The 21,373-nt window shown below is 71.1% G+C and carries 23 protein-coding genes, 1 tRNA gene and 1 riboswitch; of the genes, 9 read left to right on the top strand and 15 right to left on the bottom strand.

Annotated elements, in window-relative coordinates; genetic code table 11:
- Positions 1 to 2: 2 nt before the first annotated feature.
- Complete coding sequence (locus tag AC07AB_RS04170) at positions 3 to 560, bottom strand: hypothetical protein (protein ID WP_478559606.1); 558 nt, start codon at positions 558 to 560, stop codon at positions 3 to 5.
- Positions 560 to 1,216, bottom strand: coding sequence for an ATP-binding protein (locus AC07AB_RS04165; protein WP_478559603.1), 657 nt, complete (start codon positions 1,214 to 1,216; stop codon positions 560 to 562). Before AC07AB_RS04165 ends, AC07AB_RS04170 begins: the two co-directional genes overlap by 1 nt.
- A gap of 176 nt (positions 1,217 to 1,392) precedes the next feature.
- On the opposite strand from AC07AB_RS04165, the gene AC07AB_RS04160 reads away from it, so the two are divergent.
- Positions 1,393 to 2,238 carry a helix-turn-helix domain-containing protein gene (locus AC07AB_RS04160; RefSeq protein WP_478559600.1) on the top strand — a complete coding sequence of 282 codons (846 nt, stop codon included), beginning with the start codon at positions 1,393 to 1,395 and terminating at the stop codon, positions 2,236 to 2,238.
- The gene (locus AC07AB_RS04155; RefSeq protein WP_478559597.1) at positions 2,238 to 2,435 is read left to right on the top strand and encodes a DUF397 domain-containing protein; all 198 of its coding nucleotides are present in this window, start codon (positions 2,238 to 2,240) and stop codon (positions 2,433 to 2,435) included. Before AC07AB_RS04160 ends, AC07AB_RS04155 begins: the two co-directional genes overlap by 1 nt.
- A gap of 44 nt (positions 2,436 to 2,479) precedes the next feature.
- Here AC07AB_RS04155 and AC07AB_RS04150 read toward each other — a convergent pair whose 3' ends face one another.
- The gene (locus AC07AB_RS04150; RefSeq protein ID WP_478559594.1) at positions 2,480 to 3,493 is read right to left on the bottom strand and encodes a hypothetical protein; all 1,014 of its coding nucleotides are present in this window, start codon (positions 3,491 to 3,493) and stop codon (positions 2,480 to 2,482) included.
- A 233-nt stretch (positions 3,494 to 3,726) separates the two neighbouring features.
- Between AC07AB_RS04150 and AC07AB_RS04145 the strand changes: the two genes are divergently transcribed.
- Complete coding sequence (locus tag AC07AB_RS04145) at positions 3,727 to 4,026, top strand: hypothetical protein (RefSeq protein ID WP_478559591.1); 300 nt, start codon at positions 3,727 to 3,729, stop codon at positions 4,024 to 4,026.
- Positions 4,027 to 4,211: 185 nt separating this feature from the next.
- Here the strand turns inward: AC07AB_RS04145 and AC07AB_RS04140 are convergent, their stop codons facing one another.
- From AC07AB_RS04140 to AC07AB_RS04115, 6 genes are all read right to left on the bottom strand, one after another.
- Positions 4,212 to 5,156, bottom strand: a complete 945-nt coding sequence (locus AC07AB_RS04140; RefSeq protein ID WP_478559588.1) for an aldo/keto reductase — start codon at positions 5,154 to 5,156, stop codon at positions 4,212 to 4,214.
- Positions 5,157 to 5,267: 111 nt separating this feature from the next.
- A complete protein-coding gene (locus AC07AB_RS04135; protein ID WP_478559585.1) occupies positions 5,268 to 6,593 on the bottom strand; it encodes a M23 family metallopeptidase in 1,326 nt (441 codons plus the stop codon).
- 12 nt (positions 6,594 to 6,605) lie between these two features.
- A riboswitch (cyclic di-AMP (ydaO/yuaA leader) is annotated at positions 6,606 to 6,751 on the bottom strand.
- Between the two features lie 277 nt (positions 6,752 to 7,028).
- Positions 7,029 to 8,213, bottom strand: a complete 1,185-nt coding sequence (locus AC07AB_RS04130) for a PP2C family protein-serine/threonine phosphatase (RefSeq protein ID WP_478559582.1) — start codon at positions 8,211 to 8,213, stop codon at positions 7,029 to 7,031.
- Between the two features lie 419 nt (positions 8,214 to 8,632).
- Entirely contained in the window at positions 8,633 to 10,234 is a 1,602-nt protein-coding gene (locus tag AC07AB_RS04125; protein ID WP_478559579.1) for a DEAD/DEAH box helicase, read from the bottom strand.
- A 255-nt stretch (positions 10,235 to 10,489) separates the two neighbouring features.
- Positions 10,490 to 10,693, bottom strand: coding sequence for a cold-shock protein (locus AC07AB_RS04120; RefSeq protein WP_478559576.1), 204 nt, complete (start codon positions 10,691 to 10,693; stop codon positions 10,490 to 10,492).
- Positions 10,694 to 10,875: 182 nt separating this feature from the next.
- Positions 10,876 to 11,667 carry a DUF6227 family protein gene (locus tag AC07AB_RS04115; protein ID WP_478559573.1) on the bottom strand — a complete coding sequence of 264 codons (792 nt, stop codon included), beginning with the start codon at positions 11,665 to 11,667 and terminating at the stop codon, positions 10,876 to 10,878.
- A 283-nt stretch (positions 11,668 to 11,950) separates the two neighbouring features.
- Between AC07AB_RS04115 and AC07AB_RS04110 the strand changes: the two genes are divergently transcribed.
- Together AC07AB_RS04110 and AC07AB_RS04105 are read left to right on the top strand one after the other, a co-directional pair.
- The gene (locus AC07AB_RS04110) at positions 11,951 to 12,421 is read left to right on the top strand and encodes an SRPBCC family protein (protein ID WP_478559570.1); all 471 of its coding nucleotides are present in this window, start codon (positions 11,951 to 11,953) and stop codon (positions 12,419 to 12,421) included.
- A 183-nt stretch (positions 12,422 to 12,604) separates the two neighbouring features.
- Entirely contained in the window at positions 12,605 to 13,243 is a 639-nt protein-coding gene (locus AC07AB_RS04105; protein ID WP_478559567.1) for a TMEM175 family protein, read from the top strand.
- 273 nt (positions 13,244 to 13,516) lie between these two features.
- Here the strand turns inward: AC07AB_RS04105 and AC07AB_RS04100 are convergent, their stop codons facing one another.
- Complete coding sequence (locus AC07AB_RS04100) at positions 13,517 to 13,837, bottom strand: DUF1206 domain-containing protein (RefSeq protein ID WP_478559564.1); 321 nt, start codon at positions 13,835 to 13,837, stop codon at positions 13,517 to 13,519.
- Positions 13,838 to 14,031: 194 nt separating this feature from the next.
- Here AC07AB_RS04100 and AC07AB_RS04095 point away from each other — a divergent pair, with 194 nt between their 5' ends.
- The gene (locus AC07AB_RS04095) at positions 14,032 to 15,375 is read left to right on the top strand and encodes a diacylglycerol/lipid kinase family protein (protein WP_478559561.1); all 1,344 of its coding nucleotides are present in this window, start codon (positions 14,032 to 14,034) and stop codon (positions 15,373 to 15,375) included.
- Positions 15,376 to 15,900: 525 nt separating this feature from the next.
- Here the strand turns inward: AC07AB_RS04095 and AC07AB_RS04090 are convergent.
- The 3 genes from AC07AB_RS04090 to AC07AB_RS04080 form a co-directional block, all read right to left on the bottom strand.
- Entirely contained in the window at positions 15,901 to 16,257 is a 357-nt protein-coding gene (locus AC07AB_RS04090; RefSeq protein ID WP_478559558.1) for a PRC-barrel domain-containing protein, read from the bottom strand.
- A gap of 40 nt (positions 16,258 to 16,297) precedes the next feature.
- Positions 16,298 to 16,657: an ANTAR domain-containing protein gene (locus tag AC07AB_RS04085; protein ID WP_478559555.1), complete on the bottom strand. Its 360-nt coding sequence runs from the start codon at positions 16,655 to 16,657 to the stop codon at positions 16,298 to 16,300.
- 78 nt (positions 16,658 to 16,735) lie between these two features.
- Positions 16,736 to 17,005, bottom strand: a complete 270-nt coding sequence (locus tag AC07AB_RS04080) for a hypothetical protein (RefSeq protein WP_478559553.1) — start codon at positions 17,003 to 17,005, stop codon at positions 16,736 to 16,738.
- A gap of 379 nt (positions 17,006 to 17,384) precedes the next feature.
- Between AC07AB_RS04080 and AC07AB_RS04075 the strand changes: the two genes are divergently transcribed.
- From AC07AB_RS04075 to AC07AB_RS04065, 3 genes are all read left to right on the top strand, one after another.
- Positions 17,385 to 17,609, top strand: coding sequence for a hypothetical protein (locus AC07AB_RS04075; protein WP_478559550.1), 225 nt, complete (start codon positions 17,385 to 17,387; stop codon positions 17,607 to 17,609).
- A gap of 105 nt (positions 17,610 to 17,714) precedes the next feature.
- Positions 17,715 to 17,915, top strand: coding sequence for a hydrophobic protein (locus AC07AB_RS04070; protein ID WP_478559547.1), 201 nt, complete (start codon positions 17,715 to 17,717; stop codon positions 17,913 to 17,915).
- 98 nt (positions 17,916 to 18,013) lie between these two features.
- Positions 18,014 to 18,187 (top strand): CsbD family protein, encoded by a 174-nt coding sequence (locus AC07AB_RS04065; RefSeq protein WP_478559544.1) that lies wholly within the window; start codon positions 18,014 to 18,016, stop codon positions 18,185 to 18,187.
- Positions 18,188 to 18,478: 291 nt separating this feature from the next.
- Here the strand turns inward: AC07AB_RS04065 and AC07AB_RS04060 are convergent.
- Positions 18,479 to 18,551: transfer RNA gene (locus tag AC07AB_RS04060), tRNA-Lys, on the bottom strand.
- A gap of 177 nt (positions 18,552 to 18,728) precedes the next feature.
- Positions 18,729 to 21,179: a DEAD/DEAH box helicase gene (locus AC07AB_RS04055; protein WP_478559541.1), complete on the bottom strand. Its 2,451-nt coding sequence runs from the start codon at positions 21,177 to 21,179 to the stop codon at positions 18,729 to 18,731.
- Between the last annotated feature and the right edge of the window lie 194 nt (positions 21,180 to 21,373).

Here is a 21,373-nt window from a genome sequence, read left to right as displayed (position 1 = left end):
CACTAGATGCTAATCTCACTCAAGGCTGAAGACACTTCCCACGCTTCCAAAGCAAAGTCGAACCTAGACTCGTCATAGGATCGGAGGCATTCCTCCTTTACCTCTCCGCTCTCCTCTCGGAAGCTGGCCCACTGTTTCTCCCAGCGCCGCTCAATTGCTTTGGCCGTGGAAGCGAGTTCGCGAATTCGTGTGAACTCCGGCGAGGTGACGAATGGACCGACTGTGGCGAAAGCCGATGTTACTTCTGCTGAGATCTCAGCGAGGCGAGTCAGTAGCTGTCGGACTGCAAGGGTTCCTGTGCGTGGAACTGGAGGCTCGATCTCACGCCATTGGACAGGAGGCGAGGTAAGAGTGATCCCCGGCACGACAAGAACGGCCAGCAAGAATTGATCGTCACGACGGCTATCAGGGATCAACTGGTGAATCTCAACGCCCGGCAAGTAGGCGAACTGCTGGGCAACCTGCACTAGGAAGGCGAGGTCCAACGAGTCCGCCCACTCTCGGTCAGCACCGCCCAGCTCCTCGACAATTTCCGCAAGGTCAGCGTCCGAGAACCCCATCATCCTGCGTCCTCCAGCTCGGCCTCGAAGTGCATCTGCGCATAGTCGAGGACGGTTTCAGGGTCTCGGCCGTGGGTGTGGAGCCAGTGGAGGAGGTCAGCGATCAGTGCGATCGCGGTCTCTTCGGCTACGGCGAGGCTGAGCGGGGTGGCCTCCCTCGCGGCGGGTGGTGGGTTTCGGTAGAGGGACAGGATGGCCTCGGCCTGGGTGGCTCGGGGGCGCGGTTGGGGTGGCTGGGCGCCTTGGACGGTGTGGTGGGCGGCCAGTTCGCACCAGGTTGTCTTGCCACTCCCCGAAGGGAGAACGCCCCAGCGTTCGGACACGGCGCTGATGAGGCCGAGGCCGCGGCCATTCTCTGAGGTGGGGGTCGCGGCCAAGAGGGTGGGGAGGGCTCGGCTGTCCGGGTCGCGGACCTCGATGCGGAGGTTTGGGCCGTCCATCGACAAGCCCAGGGTGGCGGGTGTTCCCGGTCCCACGTGTGTGATGACGTTGGTGACGAGCTCGCTGGCGCAGAGTTGAGCCGCGTCGATGAGCGCCGGCAGGCCCCACGTCATCAGGTGCGTTCGGATGATTCGCCGCAGTGCGGCCACTTCCTCGGGTTCGGCCAGGAAGGGAATCTCCCATGCCCTTCTCAGCCTGCTGTAGTCGATGTCCATACGCGCCAACCCCTTTGTTCGCCGCAGACGCGAGCACTCTCCGTCGTCTTGTGTGCGAGCATGGCAGCGCCTATCCCGCCATGCAATGTGCACAGAAGGATTCGCCCCATCGAGTGACTGGCGGCAGATCCTCTGCCCGATGAGACTGAACTCCACGTACCAAAAGAGGGGTTGAAGTGGCAGGTTCACCAACCGCTCGTCGCCGTCGGCTGGCGATCGAGCTCAAGAAGCTCCGTGAGGAGAACAGACTCACCTGCGCCCAGGTCGGGCAGGCGCTCGACTGGAGTGGCTCCAAGGTCAATCGCCTGGAGACGGGCCAAGGGCGAGTACAGCCGTCCGACATCGATGCGCTCTGCCGCTACTACAAGACCTCCGATGAGCTGCGTGAACTGCTGAAAGCGCTCGCCAAGGAGTCGAAGACCCGAGGGTGGTGGCATGCGTACGGCGACGCCGTGCCGGCCTGGTTCTCCGTCTATGTCGGGCTGGAACAGGCGGCTTCAGGGCTACGGACGTACGAATGCGAGTTTGTTCCCGGGCTGCTTCAGACGGCGGAGTACGCGCGGGAGTTGCACCGTGCGACGACGCGGTCCCATCCGGATGACACGGAACGAATGATCGCCGTGCGCATGGAACGCCAGGCCCTGCTCACCGCCCCCGTACCGCTGGACCTGTGGGCGATCGTGCACGAGAGCGTGTTGCGCCATGTCATCGGGAACGCCGAGGTGATGCGCGAACAGTTCCAATACATACTGGACATGGCCCAGTTGAAGAACATCACGGTCCAGGTGCTGCCGTTCGACGCTGGGGCCTACCCGGCGACCGGAGCGTTCACGCTGCTGGGGTTTCCCGAGCAGGAGGACCCCGATGTCGTGTACCGCGACGGGCTCTCGGACGCGGTCTACCTGGAGGACCCGCGAGACATCGCTCGGTACACGAAGGCTTTCGACAACCTGCGCGCGTTGTCCTTGAGCCCGCGGCGTTCGAGCGACCTGATCAAAAACGCGATGCAAGGACTTGCCTGATGACCGATTCAGCACCTCTCCGCTGGCGCAAGAGCAGCCACAGCAACGGCTCCGGCGGCAACTGCGTTGAGATAGCCATCCCCCGCGACGGGATGCTCGTACGGGATTCCAAGGACCTGGGGGGACCCATGCTCGGGTTCTCGCGGCAGGCTTGGGGAACGTTCGTTGACTCCGTACGACGGGGCGCGATGAGTTGACGGGGCCGGGTTGACGGAGGAATGCCCCTGCGGGCTCTTCGCGATCACACCGTCCCGACCCGCACCCCCCGTGCCCACCCCGCCCGGTCCCCCCTCGCCAGGGCCTCGGTCAGTGCCCTGACGAGGGCCGCCGGGGTGTCGCGCAGGGTGGTGGGGGTGGTGGTGAGGACGGGGATGGCGTGGGATTGCAGGCGTCGGCGGCGGGTCTGGGTGTGTTGCCGGGCGTCGCGGAGGAAGTGGTGGGCCGTGGAGTCGACTTCCAGCGCCACTCCCGCGCCGGGCCAGTAGGCGTCTGGGGCGGCGATGAACTCGCCGGTGGCGGTGTAGAGGTCCGGGGTCCACAGCGGGGGCGGAAGGGGCGACTCCGCGATCACGGTCCTTGCCTGTTCCTCCGCCGACGAGGCCACGCCCGCCGTGAGTTCCTCCGCCGCCGACGCGACCGTGGGGCTGCGGTCGAGGCCGGCCGCGGAGAGTTCGTCGATCAGGTCGTCCGCCGTGCAGAAGTCGTGCCGGACCGCCGCGGTGAGGATCGCCCGCAGGCCGTGCGGGCGGCCGGGCCAGCGTGCCGCCGTGTCGGCCGCGGCGCGGGCCGCGCTGGTGATGGGCAGGCTCCCGACGAGATGGTGCCGGGGCGGCCAGCGGCGCGTTCTGATGACTCGGACGTACCCGGCGTCCACGACCCGGCGGCCGTCCGGAATGAGCACCTCCACCGATGTCAGCCGAGCCGCCTCGTGCCGCGTCGTGGAACCCGGCGCCATATGGAGCGCCGCACGGCCCGTAAGCAGCGCCGAACTGCCCGAGAGCGGTGTCGCCGCCGCGCGCTGACCCGCCGCGTACAGCACCGCCGCCAGCAGGCGTTGGACCGTATCCGGCACGCCGGACTGGAGCAGGTATACGCGCGGCAGCACACGTTGCCACGGGCCGTTCTCGCGTGCCCTGTTCCAGATCGCGCCCTGGGAGACGCCCAGGGCGCGCAGCTGAGCGTGTGTCGCGAGGCCGCGTTGGCGGCGCACCAGTCGGGTCAGTACCGCCCGGTCGTACGAGATCGGCGTAGGCATGGGCAGTTGCTGCCCAGCAGGAACGGTCCCTCTTCCCCCGGGTCTCCGACTTCTCTCCGCGCGCCCCTCCCTGCGGAAGTCCGCACCTCATCATCGGGTGGCTTCTTCCGCGACGCGTCAGCCGCTCGCTGCCGCCCCCCTCCGCGTCAGCCGCCCGCTGCCGCCGCCCCCTCCAGGCGTAGGGTCGAGGACACGTTCGAGTTGTCTTGTCATGGATCGTGGAGGTTGCGGGAATGGCTGGGGTTCCGACATCTGTAGTGGCGGCCGGTGGGCTGGTCGGGGGTTACGGGGTGGCCCGTTGGACCAAGAAGCGGCCGCTGGGCGGGGCCGCGCTGGCCGCGGCCGGTGCCGTCGCGGCGCGGCAGTGGCAGCAGCGGTCCGGGACCGGCGCAGCCGCCGCGTTGACCGGGCTGTACGTGGCCGCCTTCGCCGGATCGCACCCGCTCGCCAAGAAGGTCGGCGCCTGGCCCTCCGTCTTCGCCGTGGCCGGCGGGGTCGCCCTCGCCTCCTGGGCCGTCGAGCGGCGGAGCTGAGCAGAGCCCTGGGCCGCTGAGCAGCCCTTCCTCGGCCGTCGAGCGGCGGAGCTGAGCAAGCCCCTCCGGGCCGTCGAGCGTCGGGGCCGAGCAGCGGCACAGCCGTACGCGCCCCCGGCCCCGTCCGAAAGACGGCTTTACGGGTCCGGCCCTGCCCCGGCCCGTATCGCCGCCCCTCCCTCTGACTACTTCGACGCCTCCGTCAGCAGGTCCACCTCATCGGCCGTCAGCTGGAGGTCCGCCACCGCCAGCAGCGCCGGCAGCTGCCCCGTGTTGCGCGCGCTCGCGAGCGGGCACGCCACCGTCGGCCGGGCGGCGAGCCAGGCCAGGGACACCGTGGCCTGCTCGGCGCCGTGGGCCTCCGCGACCTTGTCCAGCGCCTCCAGGACGCGCAGGCCGCGCTCGGTCCGTACGTACTCGGCCGCGGTCCCCGACCGCGCGCTGTCCACGGCCGCGCCCGGGCGGTACTTGCCGGTCAGGAAACCCGACGCCAGGCTGTAGTACGGGACCGCCGCCAGGCCGTGGCTCTCGGCCGTCGCGGCCAGGTCGCCCTCGTACGTATCGCGCGAGACGAGGTTGTACTTGGGCTGGATCGCCACGTACTTGGCCAGCCCTTCCGCGTCGGAGAAGGTCAGCGCCTCCGCCAGCCGGTCCGCCGTGATGTTGGAGGCGGCGATCTCGCGGACCTTGCCCTCCCGCACCAGTTCGTCGAGGGCCGTGATGAACTCCGGCACCGGCACGGACGGGTCGTCGTAATGCGTGTAGTAAAGGTCGATGTAGTCGGTGCGCAGGCGGCGCAGGGACTCCTCGACGCCTGCCTTGATGGCGTTGGCCGCCAGGCCCCGGGGCTCCGGGACGCCCGCGCCGACCTTGGTGGCGAGGACGACGTCCTCGCGGTTGCCGCGCGCGGCGAACCAGTTGCCCAGGACGGTCTCGGACTCGCCGCCCGAGTTTCCGGGGACCCACGCGGAGTAGACATCGGCGGTGTCGATGAAGTTGCCGCCCGCCTCCGTATAGGCGTCCAGTACGGCGAAGGACTCCGCCTCGTCGGCTGTCCAGCCGAAGACGTTGCCGCCGAGGCAGAGCGGGTGGACGGACAGATTCCCGATCTTCTTGCGCTTCTCAGCCATGCGCCCATTTAACGCCTTGCACAGGCGCGTTAACGGCATGGATGGATTCATCCGTCCCGTTTTGGCCACTGTGGCCACAGTGGCCTCAAGCGTCCCAACACCCTTGTGGCGTTACGGCTTCATCCCGTGCCCCCGCAGCCATGTCATCGGGTCCACGGGCGCGCCCCCGCCCGGCCGCACCTCCAGGTGCAGATGCGGGCCGGTGGCATTGCCGGTCGCGCCGACCCGGCCGATGACATCGCCCGTCCGCACCGTGCCGGAGTTCACGGCGATCGACGACTGGTGGCAGAACCACAGCTCAGTGCCGTCGTCCAGGGTGAGCACCGTGCGGTAGCCGTACGAGCCCGCCCAGCCGGCCTGGGTGATCGTGCCGCCGTGCACCGCCTTGATCGGCGTACCCGTCGGCGCCGCGAAGTCCTGCCCGGTGTGGTTGGCCGACCACATGTCGCCCGACTGGCCGAATCCGGCGGTGAGCGTGTACGAGCCGACGGGCAGCGCGTACGCGGTGGCGAGCTTCGCCTGCCGCTCCCCCTCCGCCTTCTTGTGGGCGGCCTCCGCCGTCTCCGCCGCTTTCCGCTCGGCCGCCGCCTTCTCGGCCTTCTCCTTGGCCTTCTCCTCGGCCGCCGCCTCCGCCTTCCGCTTCGCCGCCTCGTCGGCGGCCTTGGCCGCCGCGTCCCGGGCGGCGGCCTCGCGCGCCTCGGTGTCGGCGAGGGACTGCTGGTGCTCGGCCTGCTGGAGGATGCGGGCGCGGAGCGCCTCGCCCGCGTTGGCGGTGCCGTTCGCCGCGTCCTCGGCGGAGAGGCCGAGCCCGGACAGCGGCTGGTCCGCGCCGGGGGCCTCCGCGGCGGCCGGGGCGGAGTCGTCCGCCACGAGTGAGCCGATACCCGGCAGGTCCTTCGCCGCCGGCAGCTTCCCCGGCAACTCGCTGATCTGGTCGGCCAGGTGCGCCAGGTCGGGCATGGATATCGGGGGCGCCGGACGGTCCTCGGCGCTGGCCATGCCGCCCGCTCCGACCGCCGCGATGACGCCGACGCCGAGCACCGCTCCGCTACGGGCCATCGTGCCGCCGCGCTGCTTGCCGACCCGGTGCTTGCCGCGGACCGGGCCCACGGAGTCCTCGGTGGGGTTCCACTCCTCCCACAGCTCCGCCCCCCGCTCGCCCGACCAGCCCTCGTTGGGGTCTGCTTCGAAATCCGCGGCTACGTCCGCGTCGAAATCCGCGGCGGCACCCGCGGCGAAATCCGTGGCGAGGTCAGTGCCGGGGCTCAGACCGGTCTCGGGGCCGGAGGTGGGTTCCGCACCGCCGGGAGCGCCCGGCGAAGCCCCGAGTGAGGTGCCGAGGGCAGGTTCATACGACGGCTCATACGAGGACTCATACGGAGGGGCGTACGACGGGTCATACGTCGGCTCGTCGAGGGCAGGCTTGTTGGACGCCACGGGGGCGCACTCCTTTCCTTCCTTCTCGCCTACCGGGTTAGCTGACGGGTTCGGAGCAGGAAGGTCTCCTACGGGCCCCTTCTCGCGAAGGCGCCCGACTCACCCCAAGGTTGGTGGTTCCCCGGTTCCCTGGTGCCTCGTGTCGCCGGTGTTGCCGATGGTGCTGGTGCGCACGGTGTTGCCGGTGTTGCTGGTGCCTGCGGGATTCGGCGAAGGCGCACGGTGCCGCCTCTTGCGACGGTTGTGACGACCGCGCTGCGTTATCGAACGTTAATAGAAGCGAGACCCGGATACCAAGCTGTTGCCCGTAATCCGCACAGGCTTTGGTGAGGACTTTATGGACACGCGTCGGCGAAAGCGGTCGAGTCGGCGCGCGGGCCGAAACCCCTCAGCGGCGATCGTGCAGCAGTCGTTATGCGCAGGGATCAAGATCCACTACGCACCGTGCTCGCCTGCCGGCCGCCGCCCGCAACGCCGGATCGCCAGCAACGCCATGTCGTCCGACGTCCCCCCGCCCGTATGCCGCGCGACGTCCGCGGAGAGCGCCTCCAGCAGCAGGTCCGGGCCGTCGAACAGCCGCCCGCTCAGCCGCGCTTGCGGGTCGTAGAAGTCGCCCCGCTCGTCCCTGGCCTCCGTGACCCCGTCCGTGAACAGCAGCAGCGTCGTCCCCGCCGGGAAGTCCCACGCCTCCACCCGGTCCGGCCATACGCCCAGGTCGCCCATGCCCAGCGGCAGCGCCGGCACCTCCGGTGACGTCTCCACGGCCTTGCCGTCCGCGTACAGCAGCAGCGGCGGCGGATGGCCGCGGTTCACGATGCGCAGCACCGCGCCGCCCGACGCCGCCACCTCCACCTCCGCCAGTACGGCCGTGGTGAACCCCTCGAACTGGTCCAGCCCCTCCCGGCGCACCCCCTCCCGCTGCAACGCCCGCTCCAGGCGGGCCGCGAGCCCTTCGAGGGTCGCCTCCTGCTCCGCCGCCTCCCGGAACGCGCCGATCACGACGGCGACCGCCTCGACCGCCTCCAGGCCCTTGCCCCGGACGTCGCCGACGATGACGCGTACGCCGTGCGGGGTGTCCTGCACCGCGTACAGATCGCCGCCGATACGGGCGTCCGCCTGCGCCGCCACATAGCGCGCCGCGACGCGCAGCCCCTCGCCGATACGGGCCGGGGGCGTCGGCAGCACGGCCCGCTGGGCCGCCTCCGCGATGCCGCGCGCGGACCGCAACTGCTGGTCGCTGCGGCGCACGATGCGGTTGATGCCGAGCGCGAGCACGGCGACGGTCAGGACCGTGGCGACCTTGGTCGCGGACTCGAACGAGTTCACCGCACGGTGGTACGCGTTGGTCCCGGCCGCGGCGGCGACGGCCGCGACGGCGGTGACGACCGTGCCGCGCCGCCCGAAGAGCGGGGCCGCGACCAGCGGAGCGGCCGAGAGGAAGGGGGCCCCGGTGTACTTCGGCGGGGTCAGGAGGTCGAAGAGGACGCCGCCGACGATGAGCACGGCGGGCGCCCAGCGCGCCAGGCGGTTCGCGATCGCGCCGCGGCGCGAGAGGCCGTGCGCGGGCGCTCGTGCGGGCGTGCCCCTGCGTGCCCGGCCTCCGGGGCCTCGCTTCCCCACCGTTCTCTCCTGACCGGTCCGTCCCGCGCGGCGCCCCTCCCAGGCTTCCGGTCGACGCCGGTCCCGGCGACCGCTGTTCGTCCAATCGGGTGACCGCCACCCGCCCCGTCAAACGGGGCCGTCGACGGCGGATCGGGGCGCGGCACGGGCGTAGGCGCTGGTGAGGGTGGTGAGACGGGGAGCGCGCGAGCCATCGGAACGGGCGTACGAGTCAGGAGAGCCGCGCGCGCCGGAGGCCGCGCGCCCCGGCCCAAGCGGCGAGCCGCGCGCCGGGCGCCCCGCCCCGAAACGGACCGGGCCCTGGACACCCCGATCCGGGGTGCCCAGGGCCCAGGGCGTCACAACAGCGCCAGGCGCCAAGCGTGCAGGTGCAGATGCCAGGTGACACGCGTCAGGCACCATGCCTCAAGCGCCAAGCGTCAGGCCGCCGGAGTCCGTCCCCGGCCGCGCCCGGAGCCGCCGTTGCCGCCGCCGCTGCCGCCGCGCCCGCCGCCGCTCCGTCCACTGCCGCCGGCCGCGCCCGAGCCCGAGCTCTGGTACGTACGGCCGCGACCGCCCCGGCTGCCCCGGCTGCGACCGCCGGTGCCGGTGCCGGAACCCGAGCCGGAGCCCGTACCCGGCCGGGACGTCCGCGACTTCGGCTTGCCCTGGGGCTGCGCCGGGGCCGGCGGAGTGATGACGACCGGGACGCCGCTGGGGACGCGGGCGCCCGTGATGCGCGCCAGCTCGGCGTCCTCCGGGCCCACCTTCACGACCTGCGGGGTGATCTTCGCCGTGACCATCATCCGGGTCATCTCACGCCGCTGCTCCGGCAGTACGAGCGTGACGACGGTGCCGGACTCGCCGGCGCGCGCCGTGCGGCCGCCGCGGTGCAGGTAGTCCTTGTGGTCGACGGGCGGGTCCACGTTCACGACGAGGTCGAGGCCGTCGATGTGGATGCCGCGGGCCGCGACGTTGGTCGCGATGAGCGCCGTGACCTGCTCGGTACGGAACTGGTCCAGCGTGCGGTTGCGCTGCGGCTGGCTCTTGCCGCCGTGCAGCGCGGCGGCCCGTACGCCGCTCGCCAGCAGCCGCTTGACCAGCCGGTCGGCGCCGCGCTTGGTGTCCACGAACATGATCACGCGGCCCTCGCGGGCGGCGATCCGGGTCACGGCGTCGCGCTTGTCGTCGTCCGAGACGTGCAGCAGGTGGTGCTCCATGGTGGAGACCGCGCCGACGGACGCGTCGACGGAGTGTGTCACCGGGTCGTTCAGGAAGCGGCGTACGAGCCGGTCGACGTTGCGGTCCAGCGTCGCGGAGAACAGCATCCGCTGGCCCTCCGGCTGCACCTGGTCGAGGAGCCGGGTGACCTGCGGCAGGAAGCCCATGTCGGCCATCTGGTCGGCCTCGTCGAGGACCGTGATGGATACGTCGCCGAGCGCGCAGTCACCGCGCTGGATGAGGTCCGCGAGGCGGCCGGGCGTGGCGATCAGGACCTCGGCGCCGCGCGCGAGGCTGTTCGCCTGCCGGCCGATCGACATGCCGCCGACCACCGTGGTCAGCCGCAGGTTGACGGCGGTGGCGTACGGCGTGAGCGCGTCCGTGACCTGCTGCGCGAGCTCGCGGGTGGGGACGAGTACGAGCACCAGCGGGCGCTTGGACTCGGCCCGGCGGCCGGCGGTACGGGCCAGCAGCGCCAGGCCGAAGGCGAGGGTCTTGCCGGAGCCCGTACGGCCGCGGCCCAGGACGTCCCGGCCGTGCAGCGCGTTGGGCAGCGTGGCGGCCTGGATCGGGAACGGCTCGGTGACGCCCTCCCGGTCCAACGTGGCGAGCAGGCCGTTCGGCATGCCCATGTCGGCGAAGACCTCCACGGGCGGAAGCGCCGGGGTGGTGCTGACGGGCATCGCGAACTCGCCGCCCTCGGAGGCGGCCGGCCGCCGGTTCGGCTGCTGGCGGCCGGGCTGCCGGCCGCCGCCGGACTGTCGCGCCGGTGTCTGCGGGCGGGAGCGGGGCGTGCGGGCGGGGCGTTCGGAACGAGTCATTCGAGAGGACCTTCCCTCAATGGGGTGGCACGCCTCAGGAACGACTTCGCATCGCAAGCCCGTACCGGGACGGACGGGCGCGGAAAAGCCGGGGCGTGCGGGGAGAACTGGGCGGTGGAGCGGTGGTGAGGCTGTGGAGCGGTGGCGCGGTGGTGAGTCGCTGGAACGGTGGAACAGCGGTGGAGCGGAGCAGCAATGGGGCCCGCACCCAGCGGTGCGGGCCCCATTGCGTGGTGCATACGTCTGATCAAATGATCAGGCGCCGACGATGTTCTCCGCCTGCAGGCCCTTCTGGCCCTGCGTGACGTCGAAGGTCACCTTCTGGCCCTCAAGCAGCTCACGGAAGCCGGAGGAGGCGATGTTCGAGTAGTGGGCGAAGACGTCGGGGCCGCCGCCGTCCTGCTCGATGAAGCCGAAGCCCTTTTCCGAGTTGAACCACTTCACGGTGCCGGATGCCATGTCTATCTCCTTCAATGGGGTGGGCCCCACACCGGAATAGACCGGCGAAAAACAAAAATGCGCCTTCGGCTACATAACCGTCAGGCGCACACGAGTTCATGGGTACCACAACTGCAACTCGAACAACCGTAGCACGATCTGGGCCCGGCTCGCACCACACGCCGGGCCCAGGGGAAATCGGATCAGAGTTCGACGCCCTGGGCGCGGGCGTGCCGGTCGGCGGCCACCTCCGCCTCCGCCTCGTCCAGGTAGACCTCGCAGACCAGCCGGCCGCCCTCGGTCAGGTTGTGCTCCAGCTCCCAGAGGCTGACCTCGCCGCCGCCCTCCAGCAGAAAGGCGTGCTCGTAGAACCGGCACCAGGTCGCGTCCCGCCCGCAGCCGCGCCGCCGCGGCTTGGTGATCAGCGAGATGTGGTGCCCCCGAGCGGCCTGGAGCAGCTCGCGGACGACCTCGCCGGGCCCGTCCGCGTTCTCCGCGCGGCGCAGCAGCCGGCGCGCGTGGTCCGGCGAGTCCTCGGCCGCGTACTCCCGGCGCGGCTGCGTCGGCACCATGGCGAGCAGCAGCTCCTCGGCCAGCCAGCCGGGCAGCTCCTCGGCCTCGGAGGCCGGGCCGCTGCCGCCGATCCGCTCGTGCACGCGCCGCTCCGCGCGGTCCAGCGCCGCCTCCTCGGCGTACACCTCGTAGAGGTAGCGCTCGTCGGGGCCGGTGTCGTGCTCCAGCTCGTACAGCAGCAGGCTGCTGCCGTCGGCGAGCAGGAAGACATGCCGGTACGTGTTGCACCGCAGCGGCCGGGGCGGCTCGTTGCGCTGCCGGTACGAGCGGAGCTCGGCCTGGTGCATCAGCGCCGTGCCGAGCCGCGCGAGCACCGGCTCGTCGATCTCGAACCCGTTCTGCGCACGGTCCAGCAACTCCGACAGCTGCCCCGCGGGCGCCCCGCACCCGCTGCCGCCCCCGCCCACTCGCGAGCTCTCCATGAATCCGCACCTCCCGGCTCTCGCCGAACCCGCCCCGCGCACTTGGCCCCGCGCACTTACCGTAGCGGCGCGAACACACGCCACGGGCCAGATTCGGCCGAAGTGCCTCCGCATCCACGTCGCCCCGGTACCGCGCGGATACCGCTTCCGCACGTCAGCAGGGGTTCGGGCGGTGCGTGGGGGCGTATCGACGGGATTCCGGGCGCGACCGCCCGCCCAGTACGCGGGTCGCGCGCTCCGCCCCGGCACGCGCCGAACTATTCATCATGGTTACGTAGCTTTCATGAGCAATGATCCGATCCGTACCCCGGATCTGTCGGACCGCCCCTACCGGCTGACCGCCGAGCGCACCATGGGCGCGTCGCCCGAGACGCTCTACCGCGCCTGGACCGACCGCTTCGACAGCTGGTTCGCCGCTCCCGGGTCGGTGCTGATGTCGGCGGCCGAGGTGAACGCGCCGTTCTTCTTCGAGACGGAGCACAAGCCGGAATCCCAGGACCGGGTGCGCCGCCACCCCCACTACGGTCGGTTCCTGCGGCTCAAGCGGCCCGAACTCGTCGAACTGACATGGGTCACCGGGGCCGGCGGCACCGAGGGCGCGGAGACCGTGGTGACGGTGGAGCTCGCGCCGCACGGAAGAGGTACGCACCTGCGGCTCGCCCAGGCGGGCTTCCCGCACGACAAGGCGCGCGACGGGGCCGCGGACGCCTGGCCGATGGTGCTGGAGCAACTGGACCGGCGCACGTCAGGGTGACGGGCGCGCTGACCACCGTACGCCCGGGTAACCGACGCGCTGACCGGCAGACGGCCGGGACGGCGAAGACGGCGGGGCAAGAGCGTGGGCCGAGCCAGCCGCACAGACGCGGGGCGTCCTCCAGCGCGGACAAGGCTTGGCCGAAGCGTTACGGCCGGGGTACAACGCCCTACTGTCGTCGACATGACGGAGTCAGTGGCAGAGAGGCGCCCACACGAGAACGACCCCGGCGCGGCACGCCTGATCGTCCTGTCCGACGGCATCTACGCCATCGCGATGACACTGCTCGTCATCAACGTGGCGATCCCCGCGCATCTGGAAGACGCCGCATTCCACAAGGCCCTGGGCGATGTGCTTCCCAACCTCGGCGCCTTCGCCCTCAGCTTCGCCCTCATCGCCGGATTCTGGCGTGACCACCGCCGCATCCTCACCGCACGGCCCGCAGAGACGGCCGTGGTCACCCGCCTGATCCTCCTCGGCCTCGGCCTGGTCGCCGTGCTGCCCTTCCCCACCGCACTCCTGGCCGAGTACGCCTCTCAGCCTGAAGCCGTCGCCCTCTACGCGGGCGCCATGGCCGCGATCCACGCGGTGCACACAACCCTGCTGCTGCTCACGCAACGCCAAATGCACCCCTCGGCCATGTCATCCGCCGCCGCGGCGCGCCGCCGCTTCACCGCCCAGCTCGGCTCCAGCGTCCTGATCTTCGGCCTCTCCATCCCCCTGGCATTCGTCGACACCCAGGCAGCCATGTGGTTCTGGCTCACGCTCGTCCCCGCCCACTACTTCCTCGGCCGACGCCTCCGCCGGCACCCGCAACAGTGAACGGCCGGGGCCGGCACGATCCAGTCAGAGTCGGCCCGCACTTCACCGTCGGCAATGCGGCTGGACTGCGTACGACGCCGCCCGGCACGCCATGGCCGAAGAGTTCGCCCTGATGGTGCGCGCCGCCACCTCTTCCGACGGGCCCGGTCGTCACCTCCGGCACCCGCTCATTCCGGGCGGTCGTGAAGGATCCCGGAGGAGACCCCCACGAGCCGACCTGCCCCGCAATGCCCTCGGACAGTCCGCCTCGTGGGGCGGAACCCCGCATCGCGCTCACAAGCGACGCCAGCGGGCCGAGGCGAAGGAGAAGACACCGAAGAGAATCAGCCCGATCGCGACGGCGACCAAGAGCCAGGGGCCCGCCGGGGTCTGCGTGAAGCTGCGGAGCGTGGCGTCCACCCCCTTCGCCTCGTCCGCGTCGAACTGGACGGCTGCGATCAGGATGAAGATTCCGGCCGCCGCGAACACCGTGCCGCGCGCCACGCCGCCGCCTACCCCCAGACCGGTCACGATCTGCCGCGTACGGTGACTCAGCGCGCCCACGTACAGCTGGCGCAGGAACTTGCGCATGGCCGCCCGGCCGGCGGCGCTCAACGTCTCCTCCTTGGCGGCATGAGCGGCAGAACCTGCGCCCCCGCCCCTGTGCTGCGCTTGAGACGACGTCACCGGGTCCTCCCCACGGCCATGGGCGCGCGATGCGCACCCTGCCCCCGAGTGCCCCCGCGAGGGGGCGTGATGCGCCGTCCTCGAAGCAGCCTGTTCACCACCGGCAGGGGTACTCGGCCGGCATGCGCACCCCCGAACCGCGTCTCGGCGAACGCACGAAGCTCGCCTCCTCGGCCGTGAAGGGCTTGACCGGCGGCCGAAGCACCCGCCGTGCCGCCTTGCGCGCCACCGGCTCACTGGCCCTTGCCTCGGCCGCCATCCAGACCGCCACCAAGGTGCTCGACAAGCGCCGGCCGCTCCGGCATCCGCCGAGCGAGGCGGCGTCCTCCCACCGCACAGCCGGTGCCGCCGCCTTCGCGACGGCCGCCGCCTTGGAGACACCCCGCCTGGGGGCCGCCCTCATTCCCATCGCCGCGAGCGTCGCCGTTCACCGCCTCCGTGCGGGAGTTCACGCTCCGGGCCGCGTTCTGACGGACGTCGCCTTCGGCATGGGCGTCGCGGTGGCCACCTGCCACTGGTGGCCGCCGCACCGCGACGAGCCCGCCGACAGCGCCCGCCCGACGATCCCGGTCCCCGCCCTTCCGTCCGGCGAGGGACTGGTCGTGGTCGTCAACAGCGACGCCGGCAGCGAGATCCCGGCCGAAGCCGAACTGCGCGCTCTCCTGCCGAAAGCGGACGTGCGGCTCTGCGCGGCGGGCGAGGACCTGCACACCGTGCTCCGGCGGGCCGCCGCCTACGTATCCGCGCGCGGCGGTGCGCTCGGGGTCGTCGGGGGCGACGGCACCGTCAACGCGGCGGCCGCGCTGGCCGCCGAAAGCCGCCTGCCGCTCGCGGTGTTCCCCGGCGGCACCCTCAACCACTTCGCCGCCGACCTCGGGCTGCCGACCCTGAAGGACACCGCCGAGGCGGTGGAAGCAGGCCGCGGCGGAACCGTCGACCTCGGCCGGATCACCGGCGACGGCAACCGCACCTACTTCCTCAACACCTTCAGCATCGGCGTCTACCCCGAACTCGTCCGGGCCCGCGAGGAGCGCGAGACGTACCTCGGCAAATGGCCGGCCCTCGCCATGGGCCTGCTCCGCGTCCTCGCCGACGGCGCCCCCATCGACGTCACCGTCGACGGACAGCCCCGGCGGCTGTGGCTGCTCTTCGCGGGCAACAGCCGCTACGCCCCGCCCGGCTTCGCCCCCTCCTCCCGCCCGACCCTTGACGACGGGCTCCTCGACCTCCGCCTCGTCGACGGAAGGCATCCCTTCGCCCGCACCCGGCTCGTCGCGGCTTTCCTCACCGGAACCCTCGCTCGCTCCCGCGTCTACCAGGAAACCACCGCTGACCACCTGCGGATCGACGGCGTGGGAAAGGCCACCGACTACACCCGGGACGGTGAGGTGAGCCCCGCCGCCGACACCCTCGTCCTCGACAAGAGGCGCCACGCCCTCACGGTCTACCTGCCCGCGCCACCGTGATCCCGTGCCACTGGCGAACGGCGACGCGGCGCCCGTCCGGGGCTACGCTGCCGAGCAGGCTCCCCGGCTCCCGGCTGCGCACCACTCCACGCTCGCCGCCTTCGAGGGCTGGCGATGGCAGGAGATCGGACAGATCCGCCGGCAGCCACCCGCCCCGACAGCGGCACGCGTACTGATCCTTCGGCTGGGAGAGCGCACGACAGACCATCCCGACGCTCTGGCTCACCATGCCGGGAGCCGGCAACCCGAATAGCCGTGCCCGCCGGCCGGATCCGGACGTGCGAAGACGATGCCGGACCCTTGTCCGGGAGCCACACGGCGGGATACCCGAGCGGAGCGCCCGAGGGTCGACCCGGACGAAGGCACCGGAGAGTTGGGCAGTTCGATGACCTCAGCCAGAAGAGCCGAAGCCGCGGCCGTCACACGCTGCGCGGCGTAGGACGTGGTGGCTTGACGCGTAGTGCCTACCTCACAACGCGGCGGCAAGAGCGACGGCCTGTGCATGCCCCGAGCCGCCACAGGCGCTCACCGGCGGGCGAGTTGCCGCTCACCGGCCGCGCCGGGCGCGTAGGGCAGCCCGTAGTGCTTGAAGATCGCTTCCTCGCCCTCGGCGGGCAGGACATCGTCGGTGCCGATCGAGGGGGCCGTCTTCACCAGCGCTTTGGCATAGGTGACCTTGAGGTAGTCCGGGCCCGCGATCGCGCCGTCGAGGGGGACGAACAGCAACCGGTGCCGGGTGGGCAGTCCGGTCCGTACGGTGGCCATGGCCGGTTCGTCGGTGGTGGTGTCCACGTAGACCGCTTCGAGGACACCGATCTTGTGCGCCTCGGTGTCGATGACGGCGAGGTCGCGCCACTCCCGGACATCGGCTGCGTGAATCATGACGTCTCCCTCCTGAGGTCCCATCCCACCAGCACGCTGCTCAACGCCGTTCCACCGCATGAAGCCGCCGCAGCCCACGGCGCAACGCCCGATCCATCCGCTCGGGAAGCGACTTGCCCTCCGTGGTGGCGACCAGGGCCGCGGCAACCTCTCGGAGTTTGAGATCGCACTGCCGCGCAACGTCCACCAGCAGTCCCCTCGCTGCCGCGCGGCGGCAGGGGGTCAGGGCCATCACCATGCCGCATGCCTGGTCGACTACCGCGCGGCCGGCCATCATGCGGCGCAGCTGGTCGATCTCGGTGCGCAGAGCGGTGACGTCCCGTCCCGGTGGCGTGCTTCCCCATGTGGCCTCGGCCCTCAGATTCCACCGTTCCTCTTGGATCGTGGTGGTCCGCCGCATGACAGGTGCCTCTCGCAGAGTTCCTCGTATCCAGCCTGACCGACGCCGCCGGGAGCATCGGGTTGGGCATCCCCAAGGTCACCGGCGGTGTTCGCGGTCCCGGCGGTCCTGGCGCATCCAGCGCCCTCGGCGCTGGCGTCGGTAGCGGCGGTCCCAGCGTTCCTGGCGATCCCGGCGGTCCCGGTATTCCCCGTACTCGGAATCACTCCCACGCCTCCAGCCCCGGGTACCGCCCCTGCCGTAGTGGACAAGGGCGAAGACCAGCACGGCCGCGGCCACCCACCACAGGGCATTGAGGAAGCCGAGCCCGACCAGGATCGCGAGGAGGATGAACAGGAGCACGAACACGACGGGCCTCCCCAGAGCGGAACGAGTGCATCGCTGCCGGGGGCTGGGGCCTCACTTGACAGCATAGTCCTGCCCAAAGATTGCAGATACCGTGCGACGCACCGCTTATCTCCCCGGCAGAGATGGCCACTTGACATCTGGCCAGTGAATGCGGAAGGGGCTAGCGTGCGCTGTGCCGCCCCAGCCCCTGGCAGCGCCGAACAGCCCTCGCGCCCCCGGGGCGCACCGTGCGCATCCCTGCCGCAGCCCGCCTCGTCACGAGCGTGGCCGCTCCCGCACCCTCCCCTCGCCCGGTATCCCGGCGCGGCCTCGATGCGCTCCATGCGGGCGACGATCCGCTGCCCGCCGCGTCGCACGCATCTGACCACAGGCGGTACGCATGTACGCGCTGATCGTTCCGGCCTCGGCCCCCTTCGTCCTGCTCGCCACCGTCATGGGCCTGTCCTGGTGGGAGGACCATGTCCTGCCACCGGCCGAGCCGGCCGAAGCTCCGATCGCCCCGGTGGCCTCGGCCGCGCTCACTCGGCACGACAGCCCCCAAGGGGTGCTGACAAGGGGCGTTGACAGAGGAAGTCGCCGGGCGTTGACGGACAGCACGGCGTAGGGCCATGCCGCTCCGGATCGTTCGGGCGCGGCATTCCGCCTTCCCGTTTCGCCCGGACCCAGCGGAAACCAGGAACCCTCCCAGCGATCTGGAGGCCCGGCGACGGTGTTGTGGATTCTTCTCTTTCTGCTGATCCTGGTGGTCTTCGGGTTCGGTTTCACCCTGCAGATCCTGTGGTACGTCGCGGCCGCGCTTCTGATCCTCTGGATCATCGGCTTCACGATGCGCGGACGCGGCGGCGGTGGCCGGCGCCGGTTCGGACGCGGCGGCGGTGGCCGGCACCGGTTCGGCCGTAGCCACGGCTGACCCACCCCAGCTTCCCCTCCCTCGCCCGCGGACAGGGCGGCTTGCACGGCGATCAGGCGCGGGAACCCATCCAGTGGACGGACGACCAGAGGACAGCCATGAGCGTGGGACGGACGATCAGGCACAAGGCACAGGCATTCACAGGCCGGATCACGGAACGCTTCGGCAGGAACACCGGCAACAAGCGGCTGCGGCGGCAGGGCAGGAGCGACCGGATCTCCGGAGATCTGAAACAGTCCGGCGACCGGGCCAAGGGCGCCTTCCGGCGCTGACCACGAACGCCCCGGTCGGCGCCCACGCCGCATGGGCGCCGACCGGCCGGCCTCAGCACGAGTGAACCGACAGGGTCTGGTGGAAACGCGGCAGAGCCGCCTGCGGATCGGTGAGGGAGGCGGCGCAGCCGTTTCCGAGGAGTCGCCGGAGAACGCCCCTTGGCCAGGACTCCGGCGCTCCCGCTCACGCATCGCTCACGCACGAGCCGGAAACGAAGCGGCGCCCCGACCGGCCTGAGCCGATGGGAGCGCTGTCTCGCAGGTCGGAGGAGGTCTCTCGACCGATGACGGTGGGCCATCAGGGGCTCGAACCCTGAACCAATGGATTAAAAGTCCACTGCTCTGCCAATTGAGCTAATGGCCCGCACCCCGCAGCATAGCCCGGCGGTGCACGGAGTCCCGAGTCGTGTCCCCGCGAACCGCCGCCGAGGTCCAGGCGTGCGCCACGCGGGGGCGTGCCCGAGGCGGCTCGGGCCCGGACAACGCACAGGGCCCGTACAGCACTTGCGTGCGGTACGGGCCCTGCGGTCAGTCAGCCATGTCAGCCGTTGCGCTTCCAGCGCGGCTTGTCGTCGCGACGGCCGAAGGAACCGGTGCTGGTGGCGCCGCGGTGGCCGGAGGTGCGGCCCTGCGGGCGGTCGCCGCCGGTGCGGAAGCCGCCGCCCGAGGCGGGGCGCTCGTCGCGGCGGTCGCGGTTGTACGGACGGTCGCCGCCACCGGAGCGGAAGCCGCCGGTCGGACGGTCGTCGCGGCGGAAGCCACCACCGGAGGACGGACGGTCGCCACCGGAACGGAAACCACCACCGGAGGACGGACGCTCGTCGCGGTTGTACGGACGGCTCGGACGCTCCCGGTCGCCACCGGAACGGTTGAAACCGCCACCCGAACGGTCATCACGACGCTCGAACGAACGGCCACCACGGTCGTCCCGACGGTCGCCACCGGTGGACGGACGGTCATCGCGGCGGAAACCGCCACCGGAGGACGGACGCTCATCACGGTTGTACGGACGGCTCGGACGCTCCCGGTCGCCACCGGAACGGTTGAAACCACCACCCGAACGGTCATCACGACGCTCGAACGAACGGCCACCACGGTCGTCCCGACGGTCACCGCCGGAACGGTTGAAACCACCACCGGAGGACGGACGCTCATCACGGTTGTACGGACGGCTCGGACGCTCCCGGTCGCCACCGGAACGGTTGAAACCGCCACCCGAACGATCGTCGCGACGCTCGAACGAACGCCCACCACGGTCGTCACGGCGGTCATCGCGACGGTCGTCACGGCGGTCGAAGCTGCCCCGCTCGTCACGGCGCTCGTTCGCCTGGGCCGGCACCGACGCCGCGGCGGCGGCCGCGGCCGCCTCCTGCGCCTTCTCGGTGGCGGCGGCCTCGGCGGCGGCGGCCACGGCGGCCTCCGGGTCCTCGCCGCGCTCACGGGCCGAACGCGCCAGCAGGCGGTCCGCCTCCCCGCGCAGCTCGGTCGCCCGGCGCTGCACCCGCTCCAGCTGCCGGCCGAGGTCCTGGACCTCGCGCTCGGCCTGCTTGGCGGCGTTGTTCGCGGAGTCCGCCTGCACCTCGGTCAGCGAGCGGGCGCCGGTGATCTGGGCGACCTCGTCGTCGAACGCGCCGGCGCCGCCGACGATGTGGCGCGAGGCGTCGACGCCCGCGTCCTCCATCAGCCGGAAGATCTGCTTGCGCTGGTGCGGCAGGGCGAGCGAGACGACGGTGCCGGACTGGCCCGCGCGGGCCGTACGGCCGGAACGGTGCAGGTAGTCCTTGTGGTCGCCGGCCGGGTCGACGTTGAGCACCAGGTCGATGCCGTCGACGTGGATGCCGCGGGCGGCGACGTCGGTGGCGACCAGGACGTTGACCTGACCGTCCTTGAAGTCCGCCAGCGTGCGGGTGCGCGCGCCCTGCGTCATGCCGCCGTGCAGCGCGTCCGCCTGGACACCGGAGTCGATCAGCTGCTCCGCGATGCGGTCGGCGCCCAGCTGGGTCCGTACGAAGATGATCGTGCGGCCCTTGCGGGCGGCGATGGCGGCGGTGACCGGCGCCTTGTCCTTCGGCTTCACGACGAGCACGTGGTGGCTCATGGTGGTGACCGCGCCCTGGGCGGCGTCGACCTCGTGGCTGACCGGGTCGGTCAGGTACCGCTTGACCAGGGTGCCGATCTCGTTCTCCATCGTGGCGGAGAAGAGCATGCGCTGGCCGTCGCTGGGCACCAGGTCGAGCAGCTCGGTGACCTCGGGGAGGAAGCCCAGGTCGGCCATCTGGTCGGCCTCGTCGAGTACGGCGACCTGGACCTTGTCGAGGGAGGCGGCGCCGCGGTTGATGATGTCGCGCAGCCGGCCCGGGGTGGCGACGAGGACGTCGACGCCGCGCTCCAGGGCGTAGATCTGGTTGCCCATCGAGGTGCCGCCGCAGACGACCTTCATCTTGAGGCCGAGCACGTCACCGTAGGGCTGGAGCGCGTCGGCGACCTGCATCGCCAGCTCGCGGGTCGGGGTGAGGATCAGGCCGCGGGGGTGCTTCTTCTCGGTGCGGCCGCCGGCCAGCTGGGTCAGCAGCGGCAGGCCGAAGGAGAGGGTCTTGCCGGAGCCCGTACGGCCGCGGCCGAGGATGTCCTTGCCGGACAGGGCGTCCGGGATCGTCGCGGCCTGGATCGGGAACGGCTTGGTGACGCCGTTCTGCGCCAGCTTGCGGACGATGTGCTCGTTGAGCCCGAGTTCGCCGAAGGTGACGGTCGGCTCGGCGTCCTCCTCGGCCTCTTCGACCTCCTCGACGGCTTCTGCGGTCTCGTCGGTCTCGTCGGTCTCGTCGGCCTCGGGCAGGGAGACGCTCTCGGTGCTCACGGTGTTCTCAGTGCTGTCGGTGCTGTCGGTGCTCACGACGTGCTGCGCGTCTTCGACGCTCTCAACGCTCTCGGGGATCACTGCGTTGTCAGCGGAGACTGCTGTGCTGGAAACTGCTGTGCTGGAAATGGACATGCGAAATGCGAAACCTTCCGGAGTCTCGGCACGCGCCCAAGCTCCGTGTCGGCTTCACAAATGACCGCCTCTATGCGGTCAGCCACGGCAAGGTAAGGAACGCGCCACGCGGCGCGCTTCGGTTCGGCGCCGGGCAAATGGGATCAAACGATCTACCACCATACGCACCCCACCCCGCGCCACGCAAGTCGCCC

The organism is Streptomyces sp. NPDC044033 (assembly GCF_056434425.1).
The sequence above is the reverse complement of the archived record's forward strand: the minus strand, read 5'-3'. Positions and strand labels throughout refer to the sequence as shown.

What these genes read in the sequence shown, in the direction of transcription:
- AC07AB_RS04105 (WP_478559567.1), top strand. Translation starts at nt 12,605, where the DNA reads ATGACGGAGTCAGTGGCAGAGAGGCGCCCACACGAGAACGACCCCGGC.
- AC07AB_RS04095 (WP_478559561.1), top strand. Translation starts at nt 14,032, where the DNA reads ATGCGCACCCCCGAACCGCGTCTCGGCGAACGCACGAAGCTCGCCTCC.
- AC07AB_RS04145 (WP_478559591.1), top strand. Translation starts at nt 3,727, where the DNA reads ATGGCTGGGGTTCCGACATCTGTAGTGGCGGCCGGTGGGCTGGTCGGG.
- AC07AB_RS04090 (WP_478559558.1), bottom strand. Translation starts at nt 16,257, where the DNA reads ATGATTCACGCAGCCGATGTCCGGGAGTGGCGCGACCTCGCCGTCATC.
- AC07AB_RS04120 (WP_478559576.1), bottom strand. Translation starts at nt 10,693, where the DNA reads ATGGCATCCGGCACCGTGAAGTGGTTCAACTCGGAAAAGGGCTTCGGC.
- AC07AB_RS04150 (WP_478559594.1), bottom strand. Translation starts at nt 3,493, where the DNA reads ATGCCTACGCCGATCTCGTACGACCGGGCGGTACTGACCCGACTGGTG.
- AC07AB_RS04075 (WP_478559550.1), top strand. Translation starts at nt 17,385, where the DNA reads ATGTACGCGCTGATCGTTCCGGCCTCGGCCCCCTTCGTCCTGCTCGCC.
- AC07AB_RS04065 (WP_478559544.1), top strand. Translation starts at nt 18,014, where the DNA reads ATGAGCGTGGGACGGACGATCAGGCACAAGGCACAGGCATTCACAGGC.
- AC07AB_RS04170 (WP_478559606.1), bottom strand. Translation starts at nt 560, where the DNA reads ATGGGGTTCTCGGACGCTGACCTTGCGGAAATTGTCGAGGAGCTGGGC.
- AC07AB_RS04165 (WP_478559603.1), bottom strand. Translation starts at nt 1,216, where the DNA reads ATGGACATCGACTACAGCAGGCTGAGAAGGGCATGGGAGATTCCCTTC.
- AC07AB_RS04125 (WP_478559579.1), bottom strand. Translation starts at nt 10,234, where the DNA reads ATGACTCGTTCCGAACGCCCCGCCCGCACGCCCCGCTCCCGCCCGCAG.
- AC07AB_RS04085 (WP_478559555.1), bottom strand. Translation starts at nt 16,657, where the DNA reads ATGCGGCGGACCACCACGATCCAAGAGGAACGGTGGAATCTGAGGGCC.
- AC07AB_RS04110 (WP_478559570.1), top strand. Translation starts at nt 11,951, where the DNA reads ATGAGCAATGATCCGATCCGTACCCCGGATCTGTCGGACCGCCCCTAC.
- AC07AB_RS04115 (WP_478559573.1), bottom strand. Translation starts at nt 11,667, where the DNA reads ATGGAGAGCTCGCGAGTGGGCGGGGGCGGCAGCGGGTGCGGGGCGCCC.
- AC07AB_RS04140 (WP_478559588.1), bottom strand. Translation starts at nt 5,156, where the DNA reads ATGGCTGAGAAGCGCAAGAAGATCGGGAATCTGTCCGTCCACCCGCTC.
- AC07AB_RS04155 (WP_478559597.1), top strand. Translation starts at nt 2,238, where the DNA reads ATGACCGATTCAGCACCTCTCCGCTGGCGCAAGAGCAGCCACAGCAAC.
- AC07AB_RS04055 (WP_478559541.1), bottom strand. Translation starts at nt 21,179, where the DNA reads ATGTCCATTTCCAGCACAGCAGTTTCCAGCACAGCAGTCTCCGCTGAC.